At 56.1% G+C, this 3,061-nt stretch carries 2 protein-coding genes, 2 tRNA genes and 1 pseudogene; 3 read left to right on the top strand and 2 right to left on the bottom strand.

Going from position 1 to position 3,061, the window contains the following annotated elements:
* From Q0C28_RS16280 to Q0C28_RS16290, 3 genes and pseudogenes are all read left to right on the top strand, one after another.
* Positions 1-140: pseudogene (locus Q0C28_RS16280) on the top strand (IS5/IS1182 family transposase); the annotation flags it as partial.
* Between the two features lie 554 nt (positions 141-694).
* Entirely contained in the window at positions 695-1,282 is a 588-nt protein-coding gene (locus Q0C28_RS16285; protein ID WP_293577376.1) for a heme NO-binding domain-containing protein, read from the top strand.
* Positions 1,279-2,289, top strand: a complete 1,011-nt coding sequence (locus tag Q0C28_RS16290) for a diguanylate cyclase (protein WP_293577378.1) — start codon at positions 1,279-1,281, stop codon at positions 2,287-2,289. The genes Q0C28_RS16285 and Q0C28_RS16290 overlap by 4 nt, the downstream gene beginning before the upstream one ends.
* 299 nt (positions 2,290-2,588) lie before the next feature.
* On the opposite strand, the gene Q0C28_RS16295 is transcribed toward Q0C28_RS16290, so the two are convergent.
* Positions 2,589-2,663, bottom strand: a tRNA-Glu gene (locus tag Q0C28_RS16295).
* Positions 2,664-2,967: 304 nt separating this feature from the next.
* Positions 2,968-3,042, bottom strand: a tRNA-Glu gene (locus tag Q0C28_RS16300).
* Positions 3,043-3,061: the final 19 nt, after the last annotated feature.

Genomic DNA, 3,061 nt, shown 5'->3' on the forward strand with positions numbered 1-3,061 from the left:
TCGAGCGGTTCTTTGGCAGGCTGAAAGCCTCGTTCCGTCGCATCGCAACCCGATACGAAAAGACGTCACGCAATTTCCTGTCGATGATCAAACTGGCATCCGTCAGACTGTGGATCGAGTTTTATGAGTCGGCTGCCTAGAGAATCACGGTAATGGTACAATTGACTGCAGCAGGCCCGCTTTTGGAGCGTCCCATTCGCGTAGCCACGCGGGACCTGTGCAGATCCGTCGTGTTTTCCGTTTGCTCTGATCTTGTCCGTATGGTGCGCGCTCTTGGGCGCATGTTTGGACCTGCATGGCCCTGTCCGCGGGTCGACCAGCGAGCCGTGTCACAGGGCGTCGCTTTGGTGAATGTGGGCCAAGCCCTGCGGTTTTATGCCGATGTACCCAAGCCGCTAAGAAAAACGGCCACGCCCGCATTGATCTGGCCGCCAACTGCGCCAGCTCTGGCCCAGACTGATCCTCAGATCTTTGTGGCAGAACAGGACCAGCCGGTTTCGGGTAGTAGTTGGGTACAATGGCCGATCCTTGGGCCCTGGTCTCAACAATGGCTTAGGACGGCAGGAGAGACGAAAACGGGCAAAGCCCTCGTTTGGCTTCAGAATCTGGGGATTAAAACCTGTGCAATTTTAAATGTTGGCCAAATTTTAACGCGCTTGGGTGACAAGATGAGAAACGCAACAAGGGGCCAGTAATGCACGGGCTGATCAATAGGGCATTCCAGGCGTTTGTCAGCACGACCTTCGGGCAAGACAGCTGGCAGATGATCATGGATCGGTCTGAACTCGGTTTTACCGAGTTCGAGGCCATGTTGACCTATACGGATGAGCAATCCCAGACCATGTTGCGCACCGCCGAAGAGGTGCTTCAGCGCCCGCTGGCGGAAATGCTGGAGGATATGGGAACATTCCTCGTCTCCAACCCCCAGGTTGAAGCGCTGCGCCGTTTGTTGCGGTTTGGCGGGGTCAACTATGTCGAATTTCTGCACTCTCTGGATGACCTGCCTGACCGCGCCCGACTGGCGGTGTCGGACTTGAATTTGCCGGGTCTTGAGCTGATGGAACAGGCGCAGGGCCAATTCGAATTGCACTGCCAGCCTGGTTTGCCCGGTTACGCCCATGTGCTGATGGGGGTGTTGCGGGCGATGGCGGATGACTACGGCGATCTGGTGTTTCTTGACCACACGGGCGTTCAGGACGATGCTGAGGTGATTTCGATCACGTTGGTCGAAACCGAGTTTGCAGAGGGCAGGGCATTCGATCTGGGGGCGCATTCACTATGACGTTGGACGCAGCAAACTTTGCCACCATCGCAAATCAGATTTGCCCGATGCACGTCAGTGTGGACGCTGATGGTTGCATCGTGAGCGTTGGGCCAACCTTGCGCAAATTGCGGCCTGAAATCGTCTGGGAAGGCGCGCATTTTTTTGACGTCTTCACCCTGGCACGCCCGCGGCGGGTGCGCTCGGTCGAGGATATGATCAAGACCGCCGGCTCCAAGCTGCACCTGAATTTCAAAGAGGCCCCGCAGACTGGTCTGAAGGGGGTGTTGGCTCCGCTGGGTGCGGGGCAGGGCGCGTTCATCAACCTGTCTTTCGGAATTTCGGTGTTGGAGGCTGTGCGAGAGTATGACCTGACTAGCGCGGATTTTTCCCCGACCGATTTGACCATTGAGATGCTGTACCTGGTGGAGGCCAAGTCGGCGGCGATGGAAGCCTCCCGCCAGCTGAACCTGCGCCTGCAGGGGGCCAAGATTGCGGCGGAAGAACAGGCCTTCACCGATACGCTGACTGGCGTCAAAAACCGCCGCGCGATGGAACATATCCTGACCCGGCTGATTGTCTCCGGGCGGGATTTTTCCTTGATGCATGTCGATCTCGACTTCTTCAAAGAAGTGAATGACACCATGGGGCACGCCGCAGGGGATACGGTGCTGCAGCGGGTGGCGCAGCTGATGGTGCAATGCACCCGGCAGAATGACACCGTGGCACGTGTCGGTGGTGATGAATTCGTGCTGATTTTTGAAGGGTTGGTGGATCGTGTGCAAATCTCCAGTATTGCCCGGCGCCTGATCGCAAGCATTGAAGAGCCCATTCCCTTTGCCGATCGCACCTGCCGGATTTCGGCCAGTGCGGGAACCACGTTGTCGCCTGCGTTTGGCGTTGGGCTGGATGGTCCGACGCTGCTGCATCAGGCGGATCTTGCGCTTTATGCGGCGAAGAATGCGGGTCGGGCGCGTCATTTGTTCTATGATCCGTCCATGGAAGGCGAAGAGGCAGAGGCCTCTTGACGGTGTAGACGCCTAGGGACGCGTTAGCCCCGATTGGGTTGGGTAGGATCCACATTGGCTTTGACAGGTTCCACAGCCGACCCAAAACGCTGAGGGTACAGAACCGCGCTCAGCTGGTCGGGCTTATGTGAAACCTGCGCCGTGACATCTCATCAGCCTATAGACGTTCAGCCTCAAGAATTGCGTCTGCAACTTGCTTGGTTATCTGCGCATGGGTTCAGGCGGGGAGGCTACTCGTCTAGCGAAGCGAAAAAAATGTCACTTCAGGCGAGGCATGCTATTTAATCTGGTGGGATAGGTGGCAGCCCGTAGGGGAATCGAACCCCTCTTTCCAGGTTGAAAACCTGGCGTCCTAACCGATAGACGAACGGGCCACTCTGTAAGTGAGGTGGTGTTTACTCAGTCGGCAGGTGCTTCGCAAGTGGTTTTCTGCGATAAATCCGGATTTTTTCAACTTTCGCCAAAGTTGCACAAGTTGATGAAAATCATTGGAAATTTCTTGTGGATTGACCGGCAGGTGGCGGGTACGGGCCTGTGGGATGGGCTTCACACAAAACACCTAATAAGGCGGCGTTTTAAGACGCAACCGCAAGGGCAAATCCCAGGTGTTATACGGATGCGGACAGCACGACACACAAATGATATGCAAATAAGAATCTAGCGATTTTCAGGTAGAAGTGGCAGCCCGTAGGGGAATCGAACCCCTCTTTCCAGGTTGAAAACCTGGCGTCCTAACCGATAGACGAACGGGCCACTCTTGATGTGAGCGGTG

The sequence above is a fragment of the Phaeobacter sp. genome, from assembly GCF_022825805.1.
Taxonomy (GTDB): Bacteria; Pseudomonadota; Alphaproteobacteria; order Rhodobacterales; family Rhodobacteraceae; genus Phaeobacter.

Coding starts and splice junctions, on each gene's coding strand:
- Q0C28_RS16285 (WP_293577376.1), top strand. CDS start 695: ATGCACGGGCTGATCAATAGGGCATTCCAGGCGTTTGTCAGCACGACC.
- Q0C28_RS16290 (WP_293577378.1), top strand. CDS start 1,279: ATGACGTTGGACGCAGCAAACTTTGCCACCATCGCAAATCAGATTTGC.